Source organism: Phenylobacterium hankyongense (assembly GCF_003254505.1).
Classification (GTDB): domain Bacteria; phylum Pseudomonadota; class Alphaproteobacteria; order Caulobacterales; family Caulobacteraceae; genus Phenylobacterium; species Phenylobacterium hankyongense.
Map to the genome: position 1 here is coordinate 747,193 of NZ_QFYP01000001.1, position 22,528 is coordinate 769,720.

A 22,528-nucleotide genomic window follows, 5' to 3' on the forward strand; every position below is an offset into this window, starting at 1 on the left:
CACGTCCTGTCCTCCCCTTCGCGCCGAAGCGCGTCGCGCTGCTCTTACTGGCTGCGCACGAAATTCCGCCTTTACTGACGGTAATCGATTACATATTTCGGAATCGAGACGTGCGCAATCCCCCATTTTTAACCACGATCGGCCATCTTGCCGTCTCCGCAACTCTGTGAGATGTAACCGTTTACAGACGAGAACGACCGAGTGAGGCGCGTACGATGCAGGTGGATGAAACGGCTCGGCCAAGTGATCTGAAGATTTGGCGGTCGGCGGCGGTCGAGATCCTCAGGAAGAATGACCGCGGCGGGTACACCGTGCCGACGGACCATCTCTATCCGTTCCAGTGGAACTGGGACTCCGCCTTCTGCGCCATGGGCATCGCCACGTTCGACATTGATCGCGCCTGGGCCGAGCTCGAGTCTCTTTACCTGGGCCAGTGGAGCAACGGCCTGTTGCCGCACATCGTCTTCCACGACGTCGTCGACAGCTACTACCCCGGACCCGAGGTCTGGGGGGCGAACCACAGCCCGCAGACCTCGGGCATAAGCCAGCCGCCGGTGACGGCCACGTCCGCGCGGTTCATCCTCGACCGCGCCAAGGGCGACGAGCGGTCGGAGGCGCGCGCCGCGGCGCTTTACCCGAAGATCCTGGCGCTGCACGACTGGTGGGCCCGGGAGCGGGACCCCGACGGGACCGGCCTGGTGGGCGTCCTGCATCCCTGGGAGTCGGGGGCCGACAACTCGCCGGTGTGGGACGGCCCGCTGAACGGCACGCCGGCCACCCAAACGGTCTTCAATCGCCGCGACGTCGCCCTCGTGGACGCCACCATGCGGCCGCGGCAATGGGAGTACGAGCGCTACATCTACCTGGTGGAGCTCTATCGCAGCCTCGGCTGGGACGGCCCCAGGATGTGGGCGCAGACCCCCTTCAAGGTGGCGGACGTCGGGCTGAACGCGATCCTGATGCGCGACGAGCACGACCTGCGGTTCCTGGCCACCCGGTTCGGGACGGAGGCCGAGCGGCGGCGGCTGTCGGCGCGCGCGGCCCAGCGCCAGAAGGGGCTGGAGACGCTGTGGGACGCCAAGGCCGGCGCCTACTATTCGCGCGACCTGGTCAGCGGCGAGCCGATCCCGATCGCCTCCCATGCGGGCTTCCTGCCGCTGTGGGGCGGGCTCGACAGCCCCGACCGCGTCGCCCGGCTGGCGGCCGAGCTCCGGCGCTGGCTGGACCTCTGCCAGTTCGGCGCGCCGACCATGGCCCCGGACAGCCCGGAGTTCGACCAGCGGCGCTATTGGCGCGGCCCGGTGTGGGCCATCGTCAACTGGATGATCGGCGACGGCCTCGCCCGGCATGGCGTCGACGACCTGGCGCAGCGGCTGCGCGACGACACCCGCCGGCTGATGGAACAGGCCGGCTTCTGCGAATACTACGATCCCCTCACCGGCGAGGGCCTGGGCGGCGGCGTGTTCTCGTGGACCGCGGCGGTCGGCCTGGCCTGGGCCCTGGCCTGAGGATTGCGTGAGGCCGACGGCCTCAACTATACCGGAGGCTCAACCTGGAGGGGTTGTGACACCGACATGGTAAGCATTCGCGATGTCTCGGCCGCGGCAGGCGTTTCCGTCGCGACGGTGTCGCGCGCGCTGACCATGCCGGATCGTGTCGCCAAGGCGACGCGGGACCGGGTGCTGAAGGTCACCGAGGAACTGGGGTACCACCCCAATCTGGTCGCCCGCAGCCTCCGCTCTCAGCAGTCGCGCCTGATCGTGGTCCTGGTCACCAACATCGCCAATCCGATGCTGTCGCGGTGTATCCGCGGCATCGAGAAGCTGGCGCGGGAGCTCGGGTACTCCGTCCTGCTCGGCGACACCCAGAACGACAATCTGATCGAAGCCAGCTACATCCGCCTGCTGGCGGCGCGGCAGGTGGATGGGGTCATCCTGCTCAGCTCGCGCCTGCACGGCCGGGTCACCGACCTGATCCTGAAGGCCAACCCCCAGGCCGCCGTCGTCAACGCCTGCGCCTGCCTCGATGTGACGCCCTGCTCCACCGTCGGCATCGACGACGTCGGCTCCGCCCGGGTCATGACCGAGCACCTGCTGTCGCTCGGCCACCGGCGGATCGCGGTCCTGACCGGGCCGGAAGAGAGCCCGCATTCGCGCGACCGCATGTTCGGCTATCGCCTGCAGCTGCGGGCCGCCGGCGTGCAGTTCGACGAAAGCCTGGTGGTCTCCGGGGAGTTCACCATGAAGTCGGGCGCGGATGCGGTGGATCGCGTGCTGGCCATCCCCACCCGGCCCACGGCCCTGTTCTGCTTCAACGACGAGATGGCCATCGGCGCCATCCAGCGGCTTACCGCCCTGGGCCACAGCGTCCCCGGCGACATATCGGTCGCGGGTTTCGACGACATCGAGTTCGCCGCCTTCACCAGCCCGGCGCTGACCACCATCCACCAGCCGACCGCCGACATGGGCACGACCGCCATGAACCTGCTGCATCGCCGCCTGAGCGGAGAAATGCAGGTGGAGACCGTCACCCTGCCCACCGAGCTGATGATCCGCCAGACGACCGCGCCGCCACGCGCCGAGCCGTGACCAGCCGGACGCGGCCGCAAGGTCGTTGTCATCCGACAGTTGCCGCGCCCTGCGGCCGCCGTACGATCGGGGCGAACCGCGCTCCTCGCGGCGCGTTCCGGCGTCGTGGAGCCTGACCCTGCCTGACCGAGACGACGCCGCCGCCGACAGCTCGCTCCGCGTCGTGCTCGCCGCGCTGGCCGGCAACATGGCGATCGCCATCACCAAGTTCGCCGCCTTCGGCTTCACCCGCTCCACGGCCATGCTCACCGAGGCGATCCACTCGCTGGTGGACAGCGCCGACCAGCTGTTGCTGCTGATCGGCCAGAAGCGCGCGGCCCGGCCGCCGGACGAGACCCATCCCTTCGGCTACGGGATGGAGATCTACTTCTGGTCGTTCACCGTCGCCCTGATGATCTTCCTGCTCGGCGGGACGGTGTCGGTCTGGCAGGGCGTCCACAAGCTCCTGCACCCGGCGCAGATCAGCCGCCCGTGGATCAACCTCGTGGTGCTGGCGGTGTCGGCGCTGTTCGAGGGCGCCTCGTTCGCCGTCGCCTATCGGGAGTACCGGCGGGTGGTGCAGGGCCGCGACGTGCGCATCCTGCGCTTCCTGCAGCTCAGCAAGGACCCCAACCTGTTCGCGACGCTGCTGGAGGACGGGGCGGCGCTGATCGGCCTCTCCATCGCCGCCCTCGGCGTGGTCGGCTCCGGCTGGCTGGGGCTGGCGTGGGCGGACGGCGCGGCCTCGGTGGGCATCGGCCTGCTGCTGGTGGCGGTGGCGGCGTTCATGGCCAACGAGACCCGCAGCCTGATCGCCGGCGAAGCTGCGGTTCCGCGGATCGTCGCCGCCGCGCGCGAGGCGCTTCGGGACCCGAGGGTGAGCGAGGTGATCGACGTCGCCAGCCTGCACCTCGGCCCGCGCTCCATCCTGGTGGTCGTCACCCTGCGGTTCCGCAGCGGCCTCTCCGGCGACGAGGTGCAGCAGGCCGCGGCCGAGCTGGCGGCCAAGGTGCGCGCCGCGGACCCGCGGATCTGCGGCGTCTACCTGAGCCCGGGGGACATCGGGCCCGGTCAGCCGGCGAAGGCGGCGTAGCTGGTCCACACGCAGAAGGCCGCGGCCAGCACCGCCAGGGCGCGCGCCATCAGCCGGCCCGCGGGCCGCTCCAGGGCGCCGGCGAACCGCAGCAGCGCCAGCGAGCACAGGAAATACATCGCCATGTTGGCCAGCACGGCGACGTTGATCAGGGCGTTGAACTGCTTGGTCAGGGTGGGCGACAGGGTGACCAGGGCGACCATCGACATCAGGGCCCCGGTCAGCAGCACCCCGCGCACCGGCAGCCGGGCGTTCTCGGCCAGCAGGGCCTTGGGCAGGTAGCCGCTGGCCGCGCCGGAGCGCGCCGCCTCCGCCGTCACCAGGATCCAGCCGCCCAGGGTGCCCAGGGTCTTGGCGAGCGCGCACGCCGCCACCAGGCCGCCCGCCAGCGGCCCCACCAGCCGGGAAACCACGTCGGCGAAGGGCGCGGTGGAGCGGGCGAGCTCCACCGCCGGGATGACGCCCATCACCGCCGCGGTCGCCGCCGCATAGACCACGGAGGCCAGGGCCACGCCGCCGACCGCGGCGATCGGCAGGTTGCGCTTGGGGTCGTCGAGCGCCTTGGCCGCGATGGTTGCGCTCTCCAGGCCGAGGTAGGCCCAGAAGATCAGCACCAGGGAGCCCGGGATCACCTGCGGCAGGGGCTTGCCGCTGACGTTCCAGGAGCCGAAGAACACCGCCGGATCGAAGGCCGCGAAGCCGAAGCCGATGGCCGCGGCGATCGGCACGAGGCCGATCAGCAGGGTCGAGCCGCTGAGCCAGGCCACCAGCCTTGGGCCACGCAGGTTGGCGAGCGCCATCAGCCAGACCACGCCGATGGCGCCGAGCGCCGTCGGCCACGGCCCGATCAGCCCCGGCAGGAACACCGCCAGATAGCCCACCGCGGCGATGGCGATGGCCACGTTGCCGAACCAGCAGGAGGCCCAGTAGGCCGCCCAGGCCACGAAGCCGGCCGCCGGATGCAGGGCGTCGGCGGGATAGCGCACCAGGCCGTCCGGGTCCGGGCGCAGCACGCCGAGCATGGCGAACACCCCGGCCAGCGCCATGGCCCCGGTGGCCGAGATCGCCCAGCCGATCAGGCTGGCGCTGCCGATGGCCGCGAGCGAGGCCGGCAGCAGGAACAGGCCCGAGCCGATCATGTTGCCGGCGACCAGCAAGGTGGCGGTGAGCGGGCCCAGCCCCCGGCGGGCGGCCGCCTGGCTCACGCGGCGCGGAGCCGGCCGCGGCGGGCGTCGCGAACGATCTCCCGCGCGGCGTTGTGGCCCGGCGCGCCGGTGACCCCGCCGCCGGGATGGGTGCCGGCGCCGCACTGGTAGAGGCCGGCCAGCGGCGTGCGGTAGTCGCCCGCGCCCAGCACCGGCCGGGCGGAGAACATCTGATCCAGACTGAGGTTGCCGTGCATGATGTCCCCGCCGACCAGGCCGAAGGTGCGCTCAAGGTCCAGCGGCGACAAGACCTGGCGGCCGAGCACCGAGGCGGCGAAGCCGGGCGCCTGCTTGTCCACCGTGGCGATCATCAGGTCGGCGACCTCCTCGCGGTGGTCGTCCCAGGAGCGGCCGCCGGACAGCACCGGGGCCACGTGCTGGCAGAACAGGCTGGCCACGTGCCGGCCGGCCGGCGCCAGGCTGTCGTCGAGAGTGGACGGGATCAGCATCTCGACGATCGGCTCGCGCGACCAGCCGAACTGGCGGGCGTCGTTGTAGGCCCGCTCCATGTAGGCGAGGCTGGGGGCGACGATGATCCCGGCGGTCAGGTGGTCGCCGGGACCCGGCAGGCAGCTGAAGTTCGGCAGCCCGGACAGCGCCACGTTCATCCGGAAGGTGCCCGAGCCGGAGCGGTAGTTGTCGATGCGTTCGGCGAAGTCCGTGGGCTGGACGGCGCGGTCCACCAGCTTGCCGAACAACAGCTTCGGATTGAGGTTGGAGACCACGGCGCGGGCGCGGATCGTCTCGCCCCTGTCGGTCACCACGCCCACCGCGCGGCCCTTTTCAGTCAGCACCTCGGCGACGGCGACGCCGGTGCGGATCTCCACGCCGCGCTCGCGGCAGCAGGCGGCCATCGCCTGGGTGATCGCGCCCATGCCGCCGATGGCGTGGCCCCAGGCGCCCTTCTTGCCGTTCACCTCGCCGAACACGTGGTGCAGCAGCACATAGGCCGAGCCCGGCGTGTAGGGGCTGGCGTAGTTGCCGACCACGCCGTCGAAGCCGAACACCGCCTTGATCGGATCGCTCTCGAACCAGCCGTCCAGCCAGTCGCCGGCCGACTGGGAGAACAGCGCCAAGAGGTCGCGCTTGCCAGTCATGTCGAGCTTGGAGAGCCGCCGGCCCAGGCTGGCGCTCTTCAGCAGTTCCGGGATCGCCTTGGCGAACCCGCCCTCGACCAGGTTCGGCGGGGTCTCCAGCACCAGTTCGCGCAGCACGTCGGCGATGGCGTCCAGCCGGTCGCCGTAGGCGTCCAGGCGCTCGGCGTCGCGGACCGAGAACCGCGCCACCTCCGACTTGGTGCGGCCCTCGCCGGTGGCCAGGTAGTCGCCGTCCAGGGGCAGGAAGTTGGCGACCTTGCGCCCCACCACCTTCAGCCCGTGGCGGTGCAGCTCCAGGTCGCGGATGACCTTGGGATTGAGCAGGGAGACCGTGTAGCTGGCCACCGAGTTGCGGAAGCCCGGGAAGAACTCCTCGGTGACGGCGGCGCCGCCGACCACGTCGCGGCGCTCCAGCACGGTGACCTTCAGGCCGGCGGCCGCGAGGTAGGCGGCGCAGGTCAGGCCGTTGTGGCCGCCGCCGATGATGACGATGTCGCTCATGCTCAGGCCGCCACCAGCGCGGCGCGGTCGAGCGCGGCTTCGGGAATCTGGTCCTTCAGCCGGCGCGCGAAGGCCCGCAGGCAGACCTCCGACGGGCCGAGCGGGCCGGAAACGTAGCCGGAGGTGGCCATGCCGTCCTGCACCCGCTGGATGAGCACGGTGTCCTCGGCGTTGACCTGGCGGTTGATCCGCCAATTCAGGTAGCGCGCCGCCTTCGCCTCGCGCCGCGCATCGGGCCGGACGTAGGCGATCTCGCGGATCACGGTCTCGGTGGGCGAAACGGGGATGAACTGCATGAAGTCGACCTGGTCCGGATAGACGTCGAAGGCGAGGTTCGGCCAGAGCTTGTAATAGCTCCAGCGGCGACGGGCGGCGGGCTCCAGGTGGTCGAACACCGGAAGGAGGCTCTGGTAGCCGCGCTCGGCCCAGTTGGACGACGGGGTCTCGACGATGTCGCCCCACAGCTTGTCGACCCACTCGGCGGCCTCCATGGCGTAGCTGGGGCCGAACAGGCGCGAGAGGCCCGGATGGGCGACCGGGATGTGCAGGCCGTCGCCGTAGTTGTCGCCGACGTTCTTCCAGTTCACCGACCGCGGCCGCAGCGTCACCCGGCCCTGCGGCACGAGGTCCTCGAAGCCGTGCGGAGAAAGCTCGGCGGCGTAGGGCGCCATCATCTCGGCGACGCTCGGCAGGCCCGGCGCGAAGCGGACGAAGACGAAGCCCAGGAAGATTTCCTGCTCGACCGGCTTCAGGCCATGCCCGGCCAGGTCCAGGCCCTCGAAGCCCTGCCAGCGGGGCACGGCCTTCAGCGACCCGTCCAGGCCGTAGCTCCAGGCGTGGTAGGGGCAGACCAGCCGATGGCCGCAATTGCCCTGGGTCCCGTCCGCCAGGCGCGCGGCGCGGTGGCGGCAGGCGTTGTGGAAGCTGCGCACCTGGCCGTCCTCGCCGCGCAGCACCAGCACCCGCTCGCCGAGGAAATCCAGGGTCTGGTAGTCGCCGGGATGGGGCACGTCGTTGAGGTGGCAGACCACCTGCCAGGCGGTTCGGAAGACGGTCTGGCGCTCCCGCTCGAAGAAGGCCTGGTCGGTGTAGATCCAGGCCGGCAGGCTGGTCTCGAAGGATGCGACGGTCACGCGGCGCCTCACGTCTGAATTGCTATACGCTCGTATAACAAGCCACCCACTCCTGCGCCAGCTTCACCGCTTCGGCCGGCGTGAAGGTCGACGGATCCAGGCAGAGCTCCAGCCACAGGCCGTCCAGCAGGGCCGAGAGGCCGAGCGCGCCCATGCGCACGTCGGCGCTCGGCGACAGGTCGCGCAGCAGGTCCTCGATGCGCCCCCGGTATTGGGCGAAGGTTTCGGCGTGGACGGCCGCCGCCGCCGGATCCGAGCGGACCAGGCCCCAGAAGCCCAGCCACGCCGACAAGAGGTCGCGGTCGACGATCGGCGGCGAGAAGCTGGCCTCCAGGAAGGCGTGCATGCGCGCCTTCGGATCCGGTCCGGCGACGGCGACCGCGGCCTCGATCTCCCCGTCGACCCTGGCCACCACGTGGCGATAGGCCTCGATGAGCAGGGCGCCGAAGCTGCCGAAGTGGTGGCGGATCAGGCCTGGCGAGACGCCGGCGCGGGCGGCGACGTCACGCACCGACACCGCGCCCAGACCGCGCGCCGCCAGGCTCTGGAGCGCCGCCTCCAAAAGCGCCTGGCGGCGGACGTCCGCCTGCTCACGCGAGAACCGTGCGATCAGAAGTCCTGCCCGAAGCGCAGGCCCACCAGCATCGGCCTGATCGGCACGATATAGGTCTGCGGCCCGCAGACCTGGGTGGCGCATTCGGCGTAGCGGGTGACCTCGCCCCGCTTGTCGAACGCGTTCTTGATGAAGGCCTCGAAAGTCAGCTTGCCGTGGCGCGCCCCGGCCGTGAAATCCGCGGTCGTATAGGCCGGCAGCGTGCCGATGATGCCGCTTTCGACGGTCCGCAGGTCCGCGGTGCTGGAGCCCTGGTAGACGATGGAGGTCTGCAGATGGGCGCGGTACTCGCCCACGTCCCACTCATAGCGCGCCGTGACGTTGCCTTTGAACTTGGGCGTGATCGGCAGGCGCGTGCCGGCCGGCGCGGCCACCGAGCCAGTGCAACTCGGGTTCGTGATCAAGTCGGGACAGTAGGGCTTGGTCAGCTTGGCGTCGGTGTAGGAGGCCGAGCCGAAGATCGTCAGTCCCTGCGAGGCCCGCCAGTTGATGTCGGTCTCGACCCCCTTCATCTCGGCCTGGGCAGCGTTGCGGATCTCGGTCAGGCCGTTGGCGCCCAAGAACGAGAACTGGAAGTCCTTCCAGCTGTCGTAATAGACCGCGCCGTTCCAGCGGACGGTTCCGTCCGCCCAGGTGGTCTTCCAGCCGAGCTCGTAGTTGGTGAGGAAGTCCGACTTGTACGGCGGCAGCGACCCGCGGCGGTTGATGCCGCCCGGCCGGAAGCCGGTGGAGACGGTCGCGTAGACCATCTTGTTGTCGGTCAGCTGGTAGGTGGCGTTCAGCTTGTAGGTGTGGCCGTTCTCCTTGGTGTTCTTGTCGAGGTTGGTGCAGGGGCCGCCGGAGACCACCGGCGGGCCGAAGCAGGCCGCTTCGCCGGTTGAGCTGCTGAACCCGGAGCCGAACCCGAAGAAGCCCTTCAGCGAGTTATCGGCCTTGAAGAACCGTATGCCGCTGGTCACCGCCAGCTTCGGGGTCACGTCGAACGTGGCCTCCCCGAACGCCGCGTAGTCGATGTCGGTCCGCAGCTGCTTGGTAAGCCAGATGGTCCCCGGATGGCCCGACACCGAGAGCGCCGGGTCAAATCCGGCGATCATGTAGTTCTGCTCGATGTTGTGGGTCTGCCGCTCGTAGAACAGGCCGGTGACGAACCGCAGTCGTTGGTCGGCCGGCGACGCGACCCGGAACTCGTGGCTCTGCTTGGTGTAGCGGTCCTTGCCCCGGATGGTCTGCGACGGGTTGATCAGATGGCCGGCGGCGTCGGTGATGTAGCCGCCGTAGGCGGTGTCGTAGAAATAGGAATAGTCCGAATAGTCCTGCTGGGTGTCGACGTTCCGCTTCAGGTAGGCGCCGGCGTAGGTGAGGTCGAGGTTGCCGAGCTTGCCCTCGATGGTCAGGGCCGCGTCGACCCATTTGTCCTTCGAGCCTTCCGGATAGAAGTGCGCGACCTTCAGGTCGCCGACCCGCGGGTCGTAGGCGAACAGGCCGTTGGTGTCCTGGCTCTGAGCCATCACCATCGGCGTGACCGTCCAGTTGTCGTCCAGGTCGATCTTCAGGGCCGCGCGGGCGCCGACCGTGTTGACGTCGTTGTAGTTGTTCTTGGCGCTGTTGAAGTTGTTGATCGTGATGCCGGAGGTCGGGTAGGTCCGCGTCCCCCGCACGTTGTCGATATAGCCGGCGTCGTGCTGGTACCAGCCCACCAGGCGCACCGCGGCGCGCTCCGACAGCGGCTGGTTGACGAAGCCTTCCGCGCCATAGCCCCAGTCGCCGTGATCGACGTGGTTGACCTCGACGTCGTAGGCGGCGTCGAAGCCCGCCGTCGATGGCTTGTTGGTGATGATGCGGATGGTGCCGGCCTGAGAACTCGCCCCGTAGAGGGTGCCCTGCGGACCGGCGAGCGATTCCACCCGCGCGATGTCGTAGACGTGGACTTCCAGCGGGCCGGTGATGGTGGTGATCGGCTGCTCGTCCAGATAGACGCCGACGCTCGGCCGCGGGCCGGAGTGGTTGGCGTTCTCACCCGAGGCCACGCCACGCATGTAGATGTTGGTGAACCCCGGGCCCGCGGTCTTGAACGACACGCTGGGCAGGAACTTCACGTAGTCCGCGAAGTCGGAGACCTGTAGCTCCTGCAGCTTCTGCGCGCCCAGAGCCTGGATCGAAACCGGCACGCTCTGCAGGTTCTCCTCGCGCTTTTGGGCGGTGACCACCACCTCCTCCAGCTGCGGCCCCGCCGCGGCCGGCTGCGCCAGCGCCGGCGCGGCGCCCACCGCGGTGAACATGGTCGTGGCGAGCAGCCCAACCGTCCAGCGCGACGCGCCTCTCAACTCCCGGTCCCGTTTGATCGTCATGTATGTGGCCCCCTCAAGCCGGCGTCTCAGGACGCCGGCGCCTCCGGATACGTGTCCAGCACGGTGCCCAGGCTGGCCTTCAGCGGGCCAAGCCAGGGCTCGAAACGACGCCAATGGTCGGTGGCGTCGGTAAAGATCGGCTGACGGACCTGCTCGGAACTGGCGGTCCGCACGGCGCGGTCGTTCTCGTAGAATTTCAGGCAGGCCGCCTCGAACGGCAGGCCGCAATGGTCGAGCAGGCGGCGCACCTCGGCCTCCGGATCGGCGACCATCGCCTCGTAGTGCACGCGGTGGACGCGCGCCGGCAGCACCGCGTCGAAGTGGTCCATCAGCGCGACGTAGTCGGCGTAGTAGCGGCCGATATCGGCGAGGTCGTACGTGAAGGCCTGGCCCTGCGCGAAGTGCTGCTTGAAGCCGGAGAAGCAGCAGCCCAGCGGGTGGCGGCGCGCATCGACGATCTTCGCGTTCGGCAGGATCAGTTGGATCAGGCCGATGTGGGCGAAGTTGTTCGGCATCTTGTCGATGAAGAAGCGCCGGCCGAGCTTGCGGTGCACCTGGGCGCGCGCCAGGTACTCAGCCCCGAGCGCGGCCAGGGCGTCGGCCGGCAGATCGGCCAGGGCCTCCGGATAGGCGCCCTTGCCGGCCTTGCGCGACTCGCGGCCGATGCGCCGGGCGATCGCGATAATGTCCGGCAGTTCCTGCGTGCCCTCGACCTGGGAGTGGCTCGACAGGATCTGTTCGATCAGGGTGGAGCCGGCGCGCGGCAGGCCGACGATGAAGATCGGGTCGGCGGCCGGATCGCCCTGCCCCGCCCGCTCCGCGAAGAAGGCGGCGCTGAACAGCGCCCGGGACCGGCGCAGATGGTCGGTGGTCTCGTCGGCGTCGTAGGCCAGGGTCTGGCGCCGCAGCGCGTTGCCGGCCGCGTAGTGGGCGAAGGACCCGGCGTCGTCGCCGGCGTCCTCCAGCGCCTTGCCGAGTGCGAATTGCAGGTGGAAGCGGTCTTCGGGGGCGATGTCGGCGCGCGCGACCTGCGCCTCCATCGCCGCGACGTCCTCGGTCGTGAAGCGCACGGTCTTGAGGTTGGCCAGGCTCCACCAGGCCTCGCCCAGGCCCGGCATCAGCTCCAGGCTGCGGCGGTAGGCGGCGACCGCCTCGGCCTGGCGGCCGACTGTCTTCAGCCCGTGGCCGAGGCTCATCCAGACCTTCGGCTGGGCCGGAAATTCCTCCAGCACCGAGCGATAGGTGTCGATGGACTGCTCGTATTCGCCGATCTTGCCCAGCGCCGCGGCCCGCAGGTTGCGGTACCCGGGATTGCGCGGGTCGCCGGCCAGCAGGCCCTCCACTTCGGCGATCGCCGCCGCGGCCTTGTTCTGGCGGTAGAGCACCGAAGCGTAGTTGTGCCGCGCGGCGGTGAAGCTGGGCGCCAGTTCCAGGCAGCGGGCCAGCAGGGCCTCGGCGTCGTCGTAGCGGCCCAGGCGCGCGCCGGCTTCGGCCAGCATGCGGATGGCGGCGACGTCGGTGGGGTGGCGCTTGAGGAAGTCGCGCAACCGCCGCTCGGCGGTCGGCAGGTCGTTGTCGCAGAGCGCGGTGGCGGCCTCCACCAGCTCGGGGTCGCTCACCGAGGCGCGGATGTGGCGGGCGTAGGCGTCGTCGGCGCCGGCCGTGTCGCCGGCCTGGGTCAGCTGGTCGCCCAGCGCGCGCCAGGCCTGGGCGTGGGCCGGCTCAAGCTCCGTGGCGCGGTGCAGGGCGGCCACCGCGGCCGGCCCCTCGCCAAGCGCGGCGCAGGCCAGCCCCGACTGGAACCAGGCTTGGGCCCAGCGCGGGTTGGCGGCGGTCAGCGGCTGCAGGATGTCCCGGGCGGCGGCGGCGGCGCCCTGGCTGCGCAGGGAGGCGGCCAGCAACAGCAGCGCCGGCGGATGCTCAGGGGCGACCTTGAGGATTTCGCGGGACTGGGCCTCGGCCGCCGAGGGATCCACAGGCAGCAGCCGGGCCGCGTGCGCCAACGCCGTGGCCAGCGTTCCAACGGGTTCTGTGGCGGCCCCTGGCAATTGCTATCCGATCGTACAGCAGTCGGACGATCAAGGAACGGCGCGCGGGGGCTGTCAATCCACAGGGCCTGGCGCCGCGGCCCGGGCGGAGAAACTGGGGCAATAATGCCATAGGCGTCGGTCAAACCGCAGGCGCCTGGCTCCCGCCAATTGGACAAAAGGACGCTGAACGGCCGCGATCACTTGCGGACACTTGCCTTCCGGCCGCGAGTCCTGGCGCGAATCGGCCGCCGCCGCCGCTCCGGCCGTTCAGCCTTCGACCAGCGCGCGCAACCGCGACAGCGCGTCGTCCCACTGGGCGGAGACGGCTTCCAGGTACGACCTGGCCTCGGCGATCGGCTCCGGCCGGTAGGCGAAGCGGCTTTCGCGGCCGACCCGCAGACTGCTCACCAGGCCGGCGTTTTCCAGCACGTGGAGGTGCTTGGTGATCGCCTGCCGCGTCAGGCTGGTCTCCGCCGACAGCCGGGCGATCGACTGGGCCTGGCCATCGCTCAGCCGCTTCAGCAGCGACAGCCGGGTCGGGTCGCCAAGCGCGGCGAAGACCGGGGCCGGACCGTCCTCGCGAACCGCGGCGCTAGCGTTCGACATGGGCCTTGATGTTCAGCGCCTGCTGCGCCCACCCGCCGTCGTTCATGCGCAGGGCCTCGGGCCGGCGATGGTCGGGCAAGGCGTCGAACCCGGACTCGACGATGACCAGCCGGGTTCCCGCCGGCGTCGGCTCCAGCCGGAACTCCACCAGGGTCGGGGGCTCCTGGCTGTAGTCCACCTGAGGATCGACGGCGTAGGGATGCCAGGTGAAGGAGAACAGCCGCAGGCTGTCCATGGCCACCACCCGCGCCTCCCAGACCACATGCTCGTAGCCCGGATGGGTGATCATGCCGCGCGCCAGCTGGCCGGGGACGAACGGCCCCTCCAGCTTCACCGCGAACCACTGGCCGAACTCGTGGTGATCGGTGAGCGCGCGCCAGACCCGTTCGACGGGCGCCTTCAGTTCGACGGTCTTCTCGATACGGTCGGCCATATCCGCAACCTCCTGGTTGCCATTGCAATGGCCCAGGGTCGAGAGATACGCAACCGATAAGTTGCGCTATCGGGCGTTCAGGAGCGGACCTGTTCGTCCTTGCGCGTGCGCCGGCGTGGCGTGGCAGGGGGATCCGGCATCCGGCCGGAGACGGCCGCCTGGATGGTCTCCAGCAGCACCTCGGCGCGGAACGGCTTGGTGACGTGGCGATCGGCGCCGGCGCTCAGCGACATCTCCACGTGCTCGGCCATGGCGTGGGCGGAAAGCGCCACGATCGGCGTGCGCGGCAGCTGGTGTTCGGCCTCCAGGCGGCGGATCGCGCGGATCGCGCTCAGCCCGTCGAGCACCGGCATCTGCACATCCATCAGGATGACGTCGAAGCGCTCGGCCGCCACCGCCGCCAGCGCCTGGGCGCCGTCGCCGACCAGGATCAGTTCGACGTCGAGCTGGGCCAGGATCAGCTCCAGCAGCCGGCGGTTGGTGGCGTGATCGTCGGCCACCAGCACCCGCGTCCGGGCGCCCGCCGCGACCCGCACGGCCGGCGCGGCCGCCGTCGGTTCGACGCTGACGGCTGCGACCGCCCGCAGCGGCAGATGCAGGGTGAAGACCGAGCCTTCGCCGGGCCGTGAGCTGGCCGTCAGGACGCCGCCCATCAGCTCGGCCAGGCCGCGGGAGATCGCCAGCCCCAGGCCCGAGCCGCCGAACCGCTCGACGATCGAGCCGTCGGCCTGCTGGAAGCGGCCGAACAGTTCTTCCGCCCGGGCCGGCTCGAAGCCGATGCCGGAATCGCGGACCTCGAAGCCGAAGCCTTGGCCGTCCGTCGCAGGCGAAACGCGGGTGACGATCGAGCCCGTGGAGGTGAACTTCACCGCGTTGCTGATCAGGTTGGTCAGGATCTGCTGCAGCCTGAGCGGATCGCCGGTGACCGCCTCCGGGACGCCGGGATCGATGTCGACCTCGAAGGCGAGGCCCTTGGCCAGGGCCGCCTGCCGGAACAGGCTCGCCGAGCGTTCGACGACGACGCCGAGATCGAAGGGCTCGCTGCGGATCTCCAGCTTGCCGGCCTCGACGCGGGACAGGTCGAGCGCATCGGCCAGCAGCTGCTCCAGCACCTCTGCGGAGTCGATGATGGTGCGGACGAGCCGTTGCTGGCCCTCGGTGGCGCAGCTCTCGGCCAGCACGCTGGCCATGCCGACGATGCCGTTCAGCGGCGTGCGGATCTCGTGGCTCATGTTCGCCAGGAAGTCGGACTTGGCGCGGGTTGCGGCCTCCGCCTGCTGCACGGCCTGGCGCAGGTCGATCACCAGCCCTTCCAGGTGCGGCCGTTCGCGGACGGCGCGCTCCTGTTCCTGCTTGCGGGCGACGTGGACCTCGACTCGCGCCTGGGCGATGTCGAAATCGATGGGCTTGGTGACGTAATCGTTGGCCCCGAGCTTCAGCGCCCTGACCACGTCGACGCTGGCGTCGCGGACGGTGACCATGATGACCGGCAGCTCGAGTTGGGCGTGCCGCTCGCGGATGCGCGCCAGCACCTCGAAGCCGTCCATCTGCGGCATGACGATGTCGAGCAGCACCAGGTCGAACGTCTCGCGCGCGATGAGGTCGAGGGCCTGCGGGCCGCTCTCGGCCTGCACGACGTCGAAGCCGCGCCGCTGAAAACCACGGCCGATGATGATCCGGTTGTCCTCCAGATCATCGACGACCAGGAGCCGGGGCCGCGCGAGACGCGCGATGCGTCCTTGATCGGGGTCCACCATCGCCTCCTGGTCCATTTGTCGCACCCTAACGCCAGCTCCCTTAATCGGGAGTGCATGGGCCATGAACCAGTTGGTTACGCTCGGCGGCTAGGATCGCCGTAAATCGGTCGGACCAGGTCTGGCCCAGCGGGGGAAAACGCGAGCGTGACGACAGACACCGACATCGAGCGCCCGCTGCGGGTCCTGCTGGCCGACGACCACCCGACCAACCGGGCGGTGGTGGAGGTCATCCTCAGCCTGATCTCGGTCGAGCTGGTGGCGGTCGAGGACGGCGCCCAGGCCGTCGACGCCTTCAAGGCGTCGGATTTCGACGTCGTGCTCATGGACCTGCAGATGCCGGTCATGGACGGGCTGACGGCGATCCGCGAGATCCGCAAGTACGAGGCCGAGACCGGGCGGCGGCGCACGCCGATCCTGGCGGTCACCGCCAACGCCATGTCCGAGCACATCGCCGCCTCCCGCGCGGCCGGCGCCGACCACCACATCTCCAAGCCGGTGGTGCCCGACACCCTGCTCACCGCGATCGCCGAGAAGATCGATGCGCTCAGCGACGCCGAGTCGGCCGCTCGCGCGGTCGGCTAGGTCCGGGGATTCCTAAAAAAGGTCCGGGGCCCGCAGGCCCCGGCGTCGGGCGGTCCTAGAACCGCCAGTCGACGCCGAGCGCCCCGGTCAGGGCGTGGCCGCTGAAGTCGCCGCGCAGGTTGGCGTTGGTCTGCGCCGCGGTCCCGGCATAGAAGCTCGTGTCGTCGAAGATCCGGGCCCCCTGGAAATCGGTGTAGGCGAAGGCCGCGTGCACGACGGCGCCGGCGGCCAGCTCATGGCTGGCGCCCACGGCGTAGACCCGGCGGTCGCTGTCGGCGACGCCCGGCTCGCGCAGGTTGTCCGGCGTCGGCGTCGGGTCGAACTGGACGCCGCCGCGCACGGTCCAGCCGGCCGCCACGACATAGTCCGCGCCGACGGCCACCGAGGTGGTGTCCTTGTAGTTCTGCGGGATCACCGCGGTCTGGCCGGCGAAGCCGACCTGGATGGCGTCGTACTTGCTCCAGCCCGAACGGACGATCTGGGCGTCGAGGGTCAGCGCCGGCGTCGCCGCCCAGCGGGCGGCCAGCGTCGCGGTCCACGGCGTCGAGAAGGCGGTGGTCGCGGGCGCGCTGAAGTTCGCGCCGGCCAGCGGGCCGGTGAGGCCCGAAAGCGACAGGGCCCCGCTGATCTTGTGGTCGACGGCGGAGCGGTAGCTGGCGCCGAGCGTCAGCTGCTCCAGGTGCGCCTGCGCGCCGACCGTCCAGCCGTAGTCCCAGCCGTCGCCGTGCAGGCTTTGCAGGCCGTCCGGTTGGGTGGGATCGAGGTTCGGCGACGCGGTGTCGAGCGCGGCCTTCATGTACTGGCCGTCGATTCCGACGCCGAGGTCCAGCCAGTCGGTGGCGCGCATGGCCACGGTGGCCTGGACGTCGGTGATGTCGATGCGGTTGCGCACGGTGTCGTAGCGGCCCCAGCCCGTGGCGCCGTAGTCGCCCTTCAGGCGGAACGGCTGCTCGACGGAGAGGCCGACGGCGAACCGGTCGCCGAGCGGCATGGCGATGGCGCCGTTCAAGGCGGTGAAGTCCGCCGAACCGTCGGAGACGTGGGCCTGGCCGCCCACCGGAGTGGTGTAGCCGCCGGGCGCGATCGGCCGGGTGATGGTCGAACCGGTGTCGTCGAGATGGCTCGACATGTTGCGTTGCTGCACGCCCAGGGAGATCTCCCGCGGGCTGCGGGCGATGGCCGCCGGGTTCCACCACAGCTGGCTGGCGCCGACGTCGGCCGCCTCGCCGGCGTTCGCCCGGCCCATGCCCTTGACCGAGATCTCGGCGGCCGCAAAGCCGCCCGCGAGCGCGTGGCCGGCGCTGACCAGGACGAGGGCGGCGCTCAGGCCACCCAACTGAAACTTCGTATTGGACGCAGGCACGTGAATCCCGCCGTGGCTATCCCGGCCCAAGCGACCGTCAGCGACCCGATTGCACCGGAAACGGTTAGCGGGCCGTTTACGGTAGCGCCTATGCCGCAAGCGATTCCGGCTCGTCGACGCGGCTTTCCTCGATGGTCAGCACGGCCGGCAGCCGGACCAGGAAGGACGAGCCTCGGCCGACCTCGCTGGTCACCGATATGCCGCCGCCCATCAGCGCGCACAGCTTCTGGCTGACCGCCAGGCCGAGGCCCGTGCCGCCGTACTGGCTGGAGGTCGTGGCGCTCACCTGCGCGAAGTCCTGGAACAGCTTGGGCAGGTCCTTCTCGGAGATGCCGATGCCGGTGTCGTCGACGCGGATCTCGACCCAATCGCCGCCCGGCCGCTCGTCGCGCCGCACGCTGAGGGTGATCTGGCCGCTGCTGGTGAACTTGGCGGCGTTGCTCAGCAGGTTCAGCACCACCTGGCGCAGCTTGGTCTGGTCGGTGGTGACCGCGCCCATCTCGCCGATCGGCGCGACCACCAGCCGGTTGGCGTTCTGGTCCATCAGCGGACCGGCGGTGGCGGCCACGTCGTCGACGAACCGGGCCAGCTCGAAGGTCTCCGCGGACAGCTCCACCGCATTGGACTCGATGCGCGACAGGTCGAGCACGTCGGTGACCAGGGCCAGCAGGTGCTGCCCGGCGGCGTTGATGCGCTGCAGGTCGGTGAGCTTCTGTTCGTCGGCGCCGGTGTCCTGGCCGTGTTCGAGCAGCAGCTCGCTGTAGCCGATCACCGCGTTCAGCGGGGTGCGGAACTCGTGGCTCATCTTGGCCAGGAAGATCGAGCGCGAGAGGTTGGCCCGCTCGGCGAGGTCCTTGGCCTGGTGCAGGCGCACGGCGGTGACGCGGTGGCGCTCGGCCTCCCGCTCCAGGTCGGAGCGCAGGGCGATGGTGCTGACGTAATAGATGGCCATCCAGGACATGTAGATCGTCGCCGACAGGATGGAGATCCAGCCGACGGTCGTCAGGTTGGCGATCGGCACCCGCTCGGCGAAGCCGCCGTGCAGGGCGTAGGCCCCGTAGAACGCCAGCAGGTCGCCGACGAACATGCCGACCACCAGCAGCGGGCGTTCGCCCAGGTAGAAGAAGCCCAGCAGCAGGGCCACCAGCAGCCACGGCAGCAACGGCGAACTGACGCCGCCGTAATGGAACGAGCCGTAGAGCGAGGCGAAGGCCAGGGTCTGGACGGAGATCAGCGCCACCAGCTGCAGGTTGCGCGTCATCTTCAGGATGAACGGCAGCGCCCAGAACGACCAGATCGAGAAGATCATCGTCCAGACGACGATGCCCGGCTGCGGATCGGTGAGATAGAGGAAGACGCAGATCGACTGCGCCATCAGCGGGCCGAAGAGGTGGGTGAACACGAAGTTCCGCGCCAGGCCCAGTTCGGACCTTTCGCGCTTGGCCGCCTCAGGCACAAACCAGTCGATCAGCTTAAGGACTGTGTTCCACATGCCCGCTCCGCCCCCGTCGAGAGGGCTCCCCCATGTTCGGGCGGGAAATGAACACGGCTCCGATTAAGAACTGGTGCATGCCGTCGTCCGGCGCGGATAACCCGATCTTAATTCGGCCAAGCGATCCTGCCCTGGGCTCGAGGTAGATCTCGCGGCCTGGCAAGTGGATCGGCGCGTTTGTTCCTTGCGATCCTTGCCGCAATTCACGGGGCGGGCTGGATACATGTCAACAGCAGGGCAGCAGGCGTCGAATCCGGTGGATCGACTGGTCGACTGGTTCATCCCCAAGGAATTGGCGGACCAGCGCGAGAAGCGCCAGCTGGCGCGGATGTTCCTGATCAGCCACCTCTGCGGGCCGTTCCTCGGCAACGTGGTGCCGGGCGCGCTCTACTTCCTCGATCCGACCCCGGGCTATCCGGTCGGCGTGCTCGCCGCCTCGATCACCGGGTTCTGGATCTTCCCGTTCCTGCTGAAGGCGACGGGCAAGTACAACCTGCTGTCGTTCATCTCGGTGCAGAACCTGATCTTCTGCATCCTGTGGAGCTGCTTCTATTACGGCGGGGTGACCTCGCCGACCCTGCCGTGGGTGCTGACCATCCCGCTGCTGACCTTCTGCTACCTCGGCCCGTCGCCGAAGCTGCGGTTGCTGGCGCTCGGGCAGTTCGCGATCAACTTCACGGCCTTCATCGCCATCTACAACCTCGCGCCGACGCCGTTGAACGACACCCCGATCGAGGCGCTGCAGGGGCTGGGCATCGTCTCCACCCTGGCGGCGCTGGCCTATGTGGCGCTGATGGCCCTCTATTACCGGCGGATCCTGGACTCCGGCGCCGAGCTGGAGGTCGAGATGCGCGGCCACCTGGCCACCGCCGCCCAGCTGCGCCGCGCCACCGCGGAAGCCGAGCGGGCGAGCGCCGCCAAGGCCGAATTCGTCGCCAGCATGAGCCACGAGCTGCGCACGCCGCTGAACGCGGTGATCGGCTACAGCCAGATGCTGCTCGAGGACGCCGCCGACGAGCACGACGAGGAATCCGCCGCCGACCTGGAGAAGATCCACCGCGCCGGCCACCACCTGCTGCGGCTGGTCAACGAGGTCCTCGACCTCTCCAAGATCGAAGCCGGCAAGATGGAGCTCGCGCCCGAAGACGTGGCGGTCGCCGAATTCCTCTCCGCCGTGGTCGAACACCAGCGCAGCAAGGCCGAGGCCAAGGGCGTCACCCTGGCGCTGGAACTGGAGGACGGCCTGGGCGCCGCGCTCTGGGACGGCCAGCGGGTGCGCCAGGCGCTCGGCCAGATCGTCGAGAACGCCGTCAAGTTCACCGAAAAGGGCAAGGTCACCGTCCTGGCGCACCGCAACGCCTGCCGGCCGCACGACGAGATCGTCGTCCAGGTCCGCGACACCGGCGTCGGCATCGCTCCGGAGATGCTGCCCCAGCTGTTCGAGAAGTTCACCGTCGCCCACGACGCCAGCGCCAGCAAATACGGCGACACCGGCCTGGGCCTGGCGCTCAGCCGCGCGCTCACCGACCTGATGGGCGGCGAGATCTCCGCGCAGAGCAAGGTCGGCGAGGGCAGCTGCTTCACGCTCACCCTGCCGGTCGCCCCGTCGGCCCGCCGCAAGCGGCGCGCCCGTGCGGCGCTGGGACCCGCCGACGACGCGGCCCAGACGCCTGAACTCACCGCCGCCTGAGCCCGAGACTTCGGAAGCCACCCGCCATGACCAAGATCCTGCTCGTCGAAGACAATGAGATGAACCGCGACATGCTCACCCGGCGGCTGACGCGGCACGGGTTCGACGTGTGCTGCGCCCCCGACGGCCCCTCCGGGGTGCGGATGGCCGAGGACGAGCGGCCGGCGCTGATCCTCATGGACGTGGCGCTGGGCGAGATGGACGGCTGGGAAGCCACCACCCTGATCAAGGAGCGCGCCTCCACCGCCGCCATCCCGATCATCGCGCTCACCGCCCACGCGCTGGCCAGCGATCGTCAGAAGAGCGTCGAGGTGGGCTGCGCCGACTTCGACACCAAGCCGGTGGACCTGCCGCGGCTCCTGTCCAAGATCAACGCCTGCCTGGAGGGGGCCGCCGCCTGAGGCGGACGCCCTCCTCCGCCCGCTCCGGTCCGCAGCGCCCGCCCTCCGGCGGGCGTTTTCGTGTCTGGCGCTTCGCGCGCGACCTCAGCGCCGGGCCAAGGTCATCGGTCATTAACCGCAAGTCTCAAGCCGCGGTTAACTGCGAATTGAAACATTGCCTAAAGAGTATGTACACCGCAAAATAACATCTTCACCGTACTTATAACTCCACAACCTGAGAAACAGGGTGGGGTTATTAATGCTAAAAGCATCGTTCAACTACACGCCGCCAGATGCCTTGACCGGCAGCATGCGCGACTACCGTTATCCGCGAGGTCCTGACCTTCAGTCGCGCATTGCGGGATTTTTCAAATGGCAGAACCTGCGCCGCCAGCACAGCCTGTGGCCATTCTCGCGCTCGACGGAAGAAGGCCCCGCCACCGTCTGCGCGGCGCGCGACGACGCCGGCGGCAAGATGCGCGGCGTGAACTTCGCCAGCCAGGACTACCTGAGCATGTCGACCAATCCGGCGATCAAGAAGGTCGCCCAGGATGTGATCGAGGAGTTCGGGGTCCATAGCGCCGGCTCCGCGGCGCTGGTCGGCAACACCTCCCACTCGGTGCTGCTGGAGCGCAAGATCGCCGACTTCCTCGGCATGGAGGAGGCGATCCTGTTCCCCACCGGCTGGGCGGCCGGCTACGGGGTGATCAAGGGCCTGGTGCGCTCCACCGACCACGTGGTCATGGATGCGCTGGCGCACACCTGCCTGCAGGAAGGCGCCGCCGCGGCCACCAAGAACATCTACCTGTTCCGCCACAACATGGTCGGCGAATGCCGCAAGTGGCTGGAGAAGATCCGCGCCAAGGACACCGAGAACGGCATCATGGTGGTGACCGAGGGCCTGTTCTCGATGGACTCCGACACCCCGGACCTCGTGGGCCTGCAGGCGCTGTGCGACGAGTTCGAGGCCACCTTGATGGTCGACGTCGCCCACGACCTGGGCAACCTCGGCAAGGACGGCAAGGGCTTCATCGGCGACCAGGGCATGCTGGGCAAGGTCGACCTGGTGATGGGCAGCTTCTCCAAGACCTTCGGCTCCAACGGCGGCTTCGTCGGCTGCCGCAGCCGCGAGGTGAAGGAGTACCTGCGCTTCTTCAGCCCGCCGTGCACCTTCTCCAACGCCCTGTCGCCGATGCAGGCGGCCACCGTGCTGAAGGCCTTCGAGATCATCGAAAGCCTCGAAGGCCAGGTGCTGCGCGACAAGCTGATGACCAACATCCTCAGCCTGCGCCGCCAGCTGGTCGACGCCGGCTTCGAGGTCTACGGCGACCCCTCGGCCATCGTCTGCGTGAAGATGGGCTCGGAAGGCCTGGCGCGGCTGGTCAGCCGCCGGCTCCCCACCGCCGGCCTGATCGCCAACCTCGTCGAGTTCCCCGCCGTGCCCAAGGGCCAGGCGCGGTTCCGGATGCAGGTGATGGCCAACCACACCGAGCAGAACATCCGCGACGCGGTGGCCTCCCTGCGCGACGCCTTCGAGGCGGGCCGCGAGGAGTTCGACTGGATGAACAGCGAAGCCGAGCCGCTCAAGGCCACGGCGTAAGACAACGGAACCTGCCGCAAGGCGAAGGGCAGGCGCGG

At 69.5% G+C, this 22,528-nt stretch carries 18 protein-coding genes; 7 read left to right on the top strand and 11 right to left on the bottom strand.

The genetic code is table 11. The features are described 5' to 3' along the window. Positions 1-311 precede the first annotated feature (311 nt). From DJ021_RS03585 to DJ021_RS03595, 3 genes are all read left to right on the top strand, one after another. Positions 312-1,508: an MGH1-like glycoside hydrolase domain-containing protein gene (locus DJ021_RS03585; RefSeq protein WP_207801758.1), complete on the top strand. Its 1,197-nt coding sequence runs from the start codon at positions 312-314 to the stop codon at positions 1,506-1,508. A gap of 66 nt (positions 1,509-1,574) precedes the next feature. Beyond that, positions 1,575-2,588, top strand: coding sequence for a LacI family DNA-binding transcriptional regulator (locus tag DJ021_RS03590; protein WP_111456241.1), 1,014 nt, complete (start codon positions 1,575-1,577; stop codon positions 2,586-2,588). 25 nt (positions 2,589-2,613) lie between these two features. Further along, positions 2,614-3,660 carry a cation diffusion facilitator family transporter gene (locus tag DJ021_RS03595; protein WP_243625894.1) on the top strand — a complete coding sequence of 349 codons (1,047 nt, stop codon included), beginning with the start codon at positions 2,614-2,616 and terminating at the stop codon, positions 3,658-3,660. On the opposite strand, the gene DJ021_RS03600 is transcribed toward DJ021_RS03595, so the two are convergent. The 9 genes from DJ021_RS03600 to DJ021_RS03640 all read right to left on the bottom strand — a co-directional run bounded on the left by DJ021_RS03600 (position 3,639) and on the right by DJ021_RS03640 (position 15,398). Further along, a complete protein-coding gene (locus DJ021_RS03600) occupies positions 3,639-4,865 on the bottom strand; it encodes an amino acid permease (protein WP_111456242.1) in 1,227 nt (408 codons plus the stop codon). The genes DJ021_RS03595 and DJ021_RS03600 overlap by 22 nt on opposite strands. After that, positions 4,862-6,463, bottom strand: coding sequence for a phytoene desaturase family protein (locus tag DJ021_RS03605; protein WP_111456243.1), 1,602 nt, complete (start codon positions 6,461-6,463; stop codon positions 4,862-4,864). Before DJ021_RS03605 ends, DJ021_RS03600 begins: the two co-directional genes overlap by 4 nt. Before the next feature lie 2 nt (positions 6,464-6,465). After that, a complete protein-coding gene (locus DJ021_RS03610; protein ID WP_243625895.1) occupies positions 6,466-7,596 on the bottom strand; it encodes an aromatic ring-hydroxylating oxygenase subunit alpha in 1,131 nt (376 codons plus the stop codon). 22 nt (positions 7,597-7,618) lie between these two features. Continuing rightward, on the bottom strand, positions 7,619-8,158 hold the full coding sequence (locus DJ021_RS03615; RefSeq protein WP_243625896.1) for a TetR family transcriptional regulator C-terminal domain-containing protein: 540 nt from the start codon (positions 8,156-8,158) through the stop codon (positions 7,619-7,621). Between the two features lie 47 nt (positions 8,159-8,205). Next, positions 8,206-10,557 (bottom strand): TonB-dependent receptor, encoded by a 2,352-nt coding sequence (locus DJ021_RS03620; RefSeq protein WP_111456246.1) that lies wholly within the window; start codon positions 10,555-10,557, stop codon positions 8,206-8,208. 26 nt (positions 10,558-10,583) lie between these two features. Next, positions 10,584-12,605 carry a tetratricopeptide repeat-containing sulfotransferase family protein gene (locus DJ021_RS03625; RefSeq protein WP_111456247.1) on the bottom strand — a complete coding sequence of 674 codons (2,022 nt, stop codon included), beginning with the start codon at positions 12,603-12,605 and terminating at the stop codon, positions 10,584-10,586. Positions 12,606-12,854: 249 nt separating this feature from the next. Continuing rightward, positions 12,855-13,193: an ArsR/SmtB family transcription factor gene (locus DJ021_RS03630; protein WP_111456248.1), complete on the bottom strand. Its 339-nt coding sequence runs from the start codon at positions 13,191-13,193 to the stop codon at positions 12,855-12,857. Further along, positions 13,180-13,626 carry an SRPBCC family protein gene (locus DJ021_RS03635; protein WP_111456249.1) on the bottom strand — a complete coding sequence of 149 codons (447 nt, stop codon included), beginning with the start codon at positions 13,624-13,626 and terminating at the stop codon, positions 13,180-13,182. Before DJ021_RS03635 ends, DJ021_RS03630 begins: the two co-directional genes overlap by 14 nt. Positions 13,627-13,703: 77 nt before the next feature. After that, the gene (locus DJ021_RS03640; RefSeq protein ID WP_165837099.1) at positions 13,704-15,398 is read right to left on the bottom strand and encodes a response regulator; all 1,695 of its coding nucleotides are present in this window, start codon (positions 15,396-15,398) and stop codon (positions 13,704-13,706) included. 129 nt (positions 15,399-15,527) lie between these two features. Between DJ021_RS03640 and DJ021_RS03645 the strand changes: the two genes are divergently transcribed. Then, positions 15,528-15,965: a response regulator gene (locus DJ021_RS03645; protein WP_243625897.1), complete on the top strand. Its 438-nt coding sequence runs from the start codon at positions 15,528-15,530 to the stop codon at positions 15,963-15,965. Between the two features lie 55 nt (positions 15,966-16,020). Here DJ021_RS03645 and DJ021_RS03650 read toward each other — a convergent pair whose 3' ends face one another. Both DJ021_RS03650 and DJ021_RS03655 read right to left on the bottom strand, forming a co-directional pair. Then, positions 16,021-17,301: an OmpP1/FadL family transporter gene (locus DJ021_RS03650; protein WP_165837100.1), complete on the bottom strand. Its 1,281-nt coding sequence runs from the start codon at positions 17,299-17,301 to the stop codon at positions 16,021-16,023. Positions 17,302-17,416: 115 nt separating this feature from the next. Next, positions 17,417-18,820 (bottom strand): sensor histidine kinase, encoded by a 1,404-nt coding sequence (locus DJ021_RS03655; RefSeq protein ID WP_111456253.1) that lies wholly within the window; start codon positions 18,818-18,820, stop codon positions 17,417-17,419. A 256-nt stretch (positions 18,821-19,076) separates the two neighbouring features. On the opposite strand from DJ021_RS03655, the gene DJ021_RS03660 reads away from it, so the two are divergent. The 3 genes from DJ021_RS03660 to DJ021_RS03670 all read left to right on the top strand — a co-directional run bounded on the left by DJ021_RS03660 (position 19,077) and on the right by DJ021_RS03670 (position 22,490). Next, the gene (locus tag DJ021_RS03660) at positions 19,077-20,510 is read left to right on the top strand and encodes a sensor histidine kinase (RefSeq protein WP_111456254.1); all 1,434 of its coding nucleotides are present in this window, start codon (positions 19,077-19,079) and stop codon (positions 20,508-20,510) included. A gap of 26 nt (positions 20,511-20,536) precedes the next feature. Next, the gene (locus DJ021_RS03665) at positions 20,537-20,911 is read left to right on the top strand and encodes a response regulator (protein WP_111456255.1); all 375 of its coding nucleotides are present in this window, start codon (positions 20,537-20,539) and stop codon (positions 20,909-20,911) included. A gap of 289 nt (positions 20,912-21,200) precedes the next feature. After that, entirely contained in the window at positions 21,201-22,490 is a 1,290-nt protein-coding gene (locus DJ021_RS03670; protein ID WP_165837101.1) for an aminotransferase class I/II-fold pyridoxal phosphate-dependent enzyme, read from the top strand. The last annotated feature ends 38 nt before the right edge of the window (positions 22,491-22,528 follow it).